We start from the raw sequence: 6,902 nt of genomic DNA, 5'->3' as shown, positions 1-6,902 counted from the left end.
GGCGGCGATTCTTTGGTGAGGCGTAGATGCGCTCGCGTGTGCTCCACCATCGGAGATGGATTCTGCGGTGCGGGCGATGATGCTTGCGGTGTAAGAGCTTTCGCTGCCGGGGGAGATTGCGCAAATTGCATCAACGGCGCGAGTGAAAGTCCAAGACAGATGATCGAACGAGAGGAAATTATGCGAGACAGGCTACGCATAGATATTGAGTATCGCTGTCTCCATTTGGAAGGATTGAGACCCGCACCTTTGGTCTGCCCGATATTTTGAACCCGTTGGATTGTTGTAGCGAGATCAATTCGCACAAGCCCGTCTCCCAGATTCAACAGGTTCGTTTTCAGCTATTGCAGCAATGTTCCCTCTTCGGGCAGGGTTTTGGCTTCATCGGGTGGGATGACTACGGCGGCGGCTACTTTGTCGTCGGACTCGAGGTTGAGGAGCTTGACGCCCTGGGTGCTGCGGCCGGCGGCGCGGATCGAATTGGTATCGATGCGGATGATCTTGCCGAACTGGCTGATGGCCATCAGCTCGCTGGTGTCGTCGACGAGTTGGATGCTTGAGACCTTGCCGGTCTTGGGCGTGGTCTTCATATTGATGACGCCCGAGCCGCCGCGTGACTGGAGGCGGTACTCGTCCACGTCGGTGCGCTTGCCGAAGCCGTTTTCAGAGACCGAGAGGATAAGGCATGGGGTGATGTCCTTGCCCTCCGCCTTGAGTTCCTGCTGGCGCTTCTTGCGGGCCTCTTCGGACGGCGTGACGGCGAGGCCGACGACGTAGTCCTGCTTGCGGAGCGTGATGCCTTTGACGCCGAAGGCAGGGCGGCCCATCGAGCGGACATCGTTCTCGTCAAAGCGGATGGCCTGGCCCTCGTGCGTGGCGAGGAAGACGACCTGGTGGCCGTCGGTGACGCGGACGCCGATCAGCTCGTCGTCCTTGTCGACGCCGATGGCGATGATGCCGCGCGACATGACGTTCGAGAAGTCGGTAAGCGGGGTCTTCTTGACTGTGCCGTTTTTGGTGCTGAAGAAGATGTATTTGCCGGCTTCGTTCAGGTCGCGGATACCGAGGATGGTGACGATCTTTTCGCCGGGCTGGAGGGCGATGAGCGAGGCCATCGCCTTGCCCTTGCCTGCGGCGCCGACGTCGGGAATCTCGTAGATTTTGAGCCAGTAGACGCGCCCGGTGTTGGTAAAGCAGAGCAGGAAGGCGTGCGTCGATTCGACAATAAGCTGGGCGACGAAATCTTCGTCGCGCGTCTTCATGCCGAGACGGCCCGTGCCTCCGCGGCGCTGCTGGCGGTAGGTGGAGATGGGCGTGCGCTTGAGGTAGCCGGTGTTGGAGATGGTGACGGCGACCTGCTCGTCGGCGATGAGGTCTTCGAGCTGGAGTTCGGCGGTCTCGTCGACGATCTGGGTGCGGCGGGCGTCGCCGTACTTGTCGCGGACCTCTTCAAGCTCCTTGATGATGACGCGGCGCAGCTTCTTCTCGCTGGCGAGGATGGACTCGAACTCGGTGATGTTGTCGCGGACTTCGGCGAGCTCCTTGAGCAGCTCGTCGATGGAGAGCTGGGTGAGGCGATAGAGTTGCAGTTCGAGGATCGCATCGACCTGGCGGTAGCTAAGGATGAGCGTGCCGGTCGTCGAGAACGTCATGTCGACGTTGTACTTCTTCGGATCGAGCGTGACGCCTTTCAGTTCGGTGCCGCGCAGGTTGATCTTCTTGCCGGAAAAGTACTGGAAGAGGTTTTCGCGGGCTTCGACACGGCTGCCCGACTGGCGAATGGTCTTGATGACGTTGTCGAGGTGGTCGAGCGCGATCTGGTAGCCGAGCAGGATGTGCTCGCGGTCGCGTGCTTTGCCGAGCAGGAAGGCGGTGCGGCGGCGGACGACCTCGATGCGGTGATCGAGGAAGGCGCGGATGGCTGCGTCGAGCGGAAGCTCTTTTGGCTGTCCGTTGTGGACGGCCAGGAAGATCATCGAGAAGGACTCCTGCATCTGGGTGTGCTTGTGGAGTTGGTTGAGGACGATCTGGTGCTCGGCTCCGCGCTTGAGGCCGATGACGATGCGCATGCCGTCGCGGTCGCTCTCGTCGCGGAACTCGTCGCGGGCGATGTCGGTGATGACGCCTTCGTTGACGAGGTCGGCGATGCGCTCGATGAGCTTGGCTTTGTTGACCTGGTAGGGGATCTCGGTGACGATGATGGCCTGGCGTCCGCCGGAGATGTTCTCGATCGAGCACTTGGCACGCATGATGAAGCGGCCGCGGCCGGTCTTGTACGTCTGGGCGATGTTGCTCTTGCCGAAGATGTAGCCGCCGGTGGGAAAGTCCGGGCCTTTGACGTGTTCGAGGACGAGTTCGAGGTCGGAGCGCGTTTCGCCTTTTTCTTTCGAGATGAGCGCGATGGCTGCGTTGACGACTTCGGTCAGGTTGTGCGGCGGAATGTTGGTCGCCATGCCGACGGCGATGCCGCCTGAGCCGTTGACGATCAGGTTCGGGATGCGTGCGGGGAGGACGGTGGGTTCGAGGGTAGACTCGTCGTAGTTGGGAGTGAAGTCTACGGTGTCGGAGTCGATGTCGGCGAGCATCTCGCCGGCGATGCGGGTGAGGCGCGCTTCGGTGTAACGCATCGCGGCGGGTGGGTCGCCGTCGACCGAGCCGAAGTTGCCCTGTCCGTCGACGAGCGGGTAGCGCAGGCTGAAGGGCTGCGCGAGACGGACCATGGTGTCGTAGATGGCGGCGTCGCCGTGAGGGTGGAAGTTACCCATGACGTGACCGACGACCTTGGAGGCTTTGGTGTGCTTCTTGTTGAACTGGAGACCCATCTCCTGCATGCCGTAGAGGACGCGGCGGTGGACGGGCTTGAGGCCGTCGCGGACGTCGGGCAGGGCGCGTCCGATGATGACGGACATGGAGTAGTCGAGATACGACCGGCGCATCTCCTCCTCGACGTTGATCGAGAGCATGAAGGCGGCACCCCGGCCGTGGACCGAGCCGTTGGGGTTGTCTGGATTTTCAGGGTTCAGGGGGAGTTGCGGGTTCTGTTCGTCTGCCATGTCGGTGTGTCTCTATTATAGAGGGTTTTGACGGGCGACTGGGGATGCTGACGAGGCTTCTCTCGCAGGCCCCCCCCGGGGTATCTCATACCCAAATTCCTTTGAACATTGGACTTAGATAGGGGGTATCCCCCCTGGGGGTACTAAATGATTAACACCGGTGGGAGGTCTTCAGGACGACGGCACATGAGCCGGATATTCTCTCTCTTCTTATTTTACTGGAGCGGGTGAAACTGGCCCGCCAGGTTGGGCGTGCCGGTAATTCGCTTTAATTGAATGGCCTACGCGGTGGATGCAAGCGAGAGGGGCTTGACGTGGCTATTTGCCGGGTTTTGACGAGAAGAATTTTCGTGGCAGCTTTTAGCCTTTCGGATGAATGACTTAGGTTGACCAGACCAATCGAGGACTGATTTTGTCGTATATTTTTGTTGATATAGGACTGTTCATGTCGTATATTCGGGGAGTTGGATGATTCTAAAGAAGGTCTGATTAAATCCGTGAAGATTCCCTCAGGGGCTCAAGAGGGTGCTGAAAAAGTCGTTGGCGAAGAGAAAGGAGTACCTCAGCGGCTAAAGCCGCGCTGATTTTGCGGTACTTGCGGCACGGCTGAAGCCGTGCCCTTAAGCAAAACGGACTTTTTCAGTACCCTCTAAAGCCCCATCGCATTGAGGGACGTGATGGCGTGGTTGAAGCCACGCCCCTTCAAAGCGAAGACTTAATCAGAGGTTCCCTAAAGAGGTTTCTTTGAGGTTGAGACGTTTTGGTGCCGGTCGGACGCTTCTCTGGGGCGAGGACTTTGGCACCGCGAACAGAATGCGGGGATTGTTCCCATTCGGCTTCGCTCAGGGCAGGCTGCTGCGCTCAGAATGACGGCGTATTGCAGCCCCCCAAAACCGGACAGATAGCACCCTAAACCGGAAAGGTAAACGATAGCGGCTGCGGACTTCGGGTTCGGCGGTCAATAGGATTTCTGCGCTTTTTTTCAAGGAGAGAGTGAAGTAGATGAAGCATGGACGGCAGAGCAGGAAGCGGGCGAAGTTTGGCAAGGCGCGTGGATGGGTTGCTGTGGGGACGCTGGCGGCATACGCGGCGATGGGCGGATCGCGTGTGGCGCGGGCCGCGGAGAAGGTTGACCCGAGCGGGGCCGGTGCGCCGGGCGCGACGCTGCCGCTGAAGCGGTTCAACATTGCTGCGGGGCCGCTGGATGCGGCGCTTGCGAACTACGAGAAGACGACCGGGTTGAAGGTGAAGGTGACGCTTCCTGCCGGGACGCTGGCCGGATTTACGACGCTGGGTGTTGCGGGACTCTACCGTGAGGATGAGGCGCTGCGGCTGCTGCTGGATGGCACCGGCCTGAGCTTCCGCATGGAAGATGGTTCGACGATGGTGGTGGGAGTGGAGGCGCGGGACACGGTTTCGGTGACGGCGGCGGCGCGGAACGATGTGGCGATGACGAAGTTTACCCAGCCGCTGCTGGACACGCCGCAGAGCGTGAGCGTGGTGCCGACGTTTGTGACAAAGGCGGAAGGGGTTTCGACGCTGCGCGACACGCTGCGGAACGTGCCGGGCATCAGCCTGGCGGCGGGTGAGAGCGGCGCGCAGGGCGACAACCTGACGATTCGCGGCTTTACGGCGCGGAACGATATTTTTCTGGACGGTATCCGCGACTTTGGCAGCTACTACCGCGACTCCTTTAATTACGAGCAGGTGGAGGCGCTGGAAGGCCCGGCGGGTGTTGAGTTCGGGCGCGGATCGACGGGCGGCGTGATCAATCAGGAGAGCAAGGCGCCGACGATGGACCGCTTCGCCCACGTGGGGGCGCAGTTCGGCACAGACCAGACGCGGCGGGTGACGGTGGACTTGAATGCTCCGCTGGGCGATACGCTGGGCGGCGCGGCCGCGCGGTTGAATGTGATGGCGCAGCAGGGCGGCGTGGCCGGGCGCGACGTGGCGGAGGTGCGGCGGTTTGGTATTGCGCCTTCGATCTCGATTGGCATGGAGACGCCGACGCGCGCGACGGTGAGCTACCTGCATCTTTCAGAAGACGACACTCCTGATTACGGACTGCCGTGGCTGAACCATGCGCTGGTGCAGGGTGTGGACCGGCACAGCTACTTTGGGTTTGCCGATAACAACTACCTGAAGACGAACGATGACATTCTGACGCTGAGGGTGTCGCATGATTTTTCGTCGGACGTGACGCTGCATACGATTGCGCGGGCGGCGAACTATCCGAGGCAGGCGCAGATTACGGAGCCGCAGCTCTGCTCGAATGCGAAGGAGAGCGTTCGGGTGGGCGGGTTCGTCTCGTCGCTGCCGACCCTGGCATACAACCCGGCGGTGGCGTGTCCTTATACGGACACGACGCCTGCGAGCGCGATCACGACGGTGAATCGGAACCAGATTCAGGTGAAGAGCGTGGAGGGCGATCTGTGGGACCAGACGGAGGTCGTCGCCCACTTCCGCGCACTCCGGTTGAGACACACGCTGGTGGCTGGCGTGGAGGGTGGGCAGGAGATCTCGAACCCCGTCCGGACGAGTTACACGATCAACAAAATTAATTCGGTTGCGCCGACTACGCTGCTTGGTCCGGATGAGGATGGGCCGTTCAGCGGGACGGGATATGTCTCGTCGATTGTGCATACGAAGTCGGAGAGCGTGGGGCTGTACTTTGTGGACACGATCAAGCTGGGTCGGTTGTTTGAGGCGAGCGGCGGCGTAAGGTGGGACCGGTTCGATACGCGGTTCAGCCTGTACCAGCCGAAGCCTCCGGCGGGCGGCACGGTTTCGGCTCCGATTGGGCCGATCTCGCAGGTGGTGGCCGAGCCTTCGTATCGCGCGGCGCTGGTGTATAAGCCTTCGGCGCGCGGGAGTGTGTACTTCGATTACGGCACGAGCTTCAACCCTTCGGCGGAGTCGCTCTCGCTGAGTGTGAGCACGTCGATTCTGCCGCCGGAGGAGAACCAGACGTATGAGGCGGGGACGAAATGGAACTTCCTGAATGAACACCTGATGCTGGATGGCGCATTCTTTCGCACAGAGAAGGACAATGCGCGCGAGACGGACCCGACGAACTCGAACAACATTGTTCTGGCGGGCAACCAGTTGGTGAAGGGCGTGCAGATGAGCGTGGTAGGGCGGATGCCGGAGGGGATGGATATTGTCGCGGGCTATGCGTATCTGGATAGCGCGGTGATCTTCTCGAAGTTTTTCCCGACGGCGGTTGGGTTTCCGCTGGCGAATGTGCCGAAGCAGACGTTCAATCTGTTTGTGACGCACAGGCTGCCGCTGCGGCTGAATGCGGGACTGGGCGGCAACTATGTGGCCGCGAGGACGGCGAGTTCGACGGTGCCGTTTGTGCCGACGGCTTATGGTCCGGCGCAGACGTTTGCTCCGGGGACGGCTCCGTGTGGCGCGACGGCGACGAAGTGCTACGAGGTGCTGGCGACGGCGATGAAACAGGTTCCGGGATACTGGGTCTTCAACGCGATGCTGCGGCGGCCTGTGACCGACAGGCTGGAGTTGCAGGCGAATGTCTACAACCTGATGAACAGGTTTTATATTGATCTGCCGCATCCCAGCCATCTGGTGCCGGGGCCCGGCGTGAGTGCGCTGGTTGGAGTGAATTTCAAGTTTTAGTGCCGGCGGTTGATGAGTCGGGCCTTCAGCCCTCTGGCTTTAAGGAAGGTCTGATTAAGTCCGCGAAGATTCCCTCAGGGGCTAAAGAGGGTGCTGAAAAAGTCATTGGCGAAGAGAAAGGCGTACCTCAGCGGCTAAAGCCGCGCTGATTTTGCGGTACTTGCGGCACGGCTGAAGCCGTGCCCTTAAGCAAAACGGACTTCTTCAGCA

General features: G+C 60.5%; 2 protein-coding genes. One reads left to right on the top strand and one right to left on the bottom strand.

Annotation, left to right across the window (positions count from 1 at the left end):
• Positions 1 to 341: 341 nt before the first annotated feature.
• A complete protein-coding gene (gyrA, locus tag VFU66_RS12800) occupies positions 342 to 3,053 on the bottom strand; it encodes a DNA gyrase subunit A (protein ID WP_326446652.1) in 2,712 nt (903 codons plus the stop codon).
• Between the two features lie 1,002 nt (positions 3,054 to 4,055).
• On the opposite strand from gyrA, the gene VFU66_RS12795 reads away from it, so the two are divergent.
• Positions 4,056 to 6,692: a TonB-dependent receptor domain-containing protein gene (locus VFU66_RS12795; RefSeq protein ID WP_326446651.1), complete on the top strand. Its 2,637-nt coding sequence runs from the start codon at positions 4,056 to 4,058 to the stop codon at positions 6,690 to 6,692.
• The last annotated feature ends 210 nt before the right edge of the window (positions 6,693 to 6,902 follow it).

The organism is Edaphobacter sp. (assembly GCF_035763405.1).
GTDB lineage: Bacteria > Acidobacteriota > Terriglobia > Terriglobales > Acidobacteriaceae > Edaphobacter.
The sequence above is the reverse complement of the archived record's forward strand: the minus strand, read 5'-3'. Positions and strand labels throughout refer to the sequence as shown.

What these genes read in the sequence shown, in the direction of transcription:
- gyrA (WP_326446652.1), bottom strand. Translation starts at nt 3,053, where the DNA reads ATGGCAGACGAACAGAACCCGCAACTCCCCCTGAACCCTGAAAATCCA.
- VFU66_RS12795 (WP_326446651.1), top strand. Translation starts at nt 4,056, where the DNA reads ATGAAGCATGGACGGCAGAGCAGGAAGCGGGCGAAGTTTGGCAAGGCG.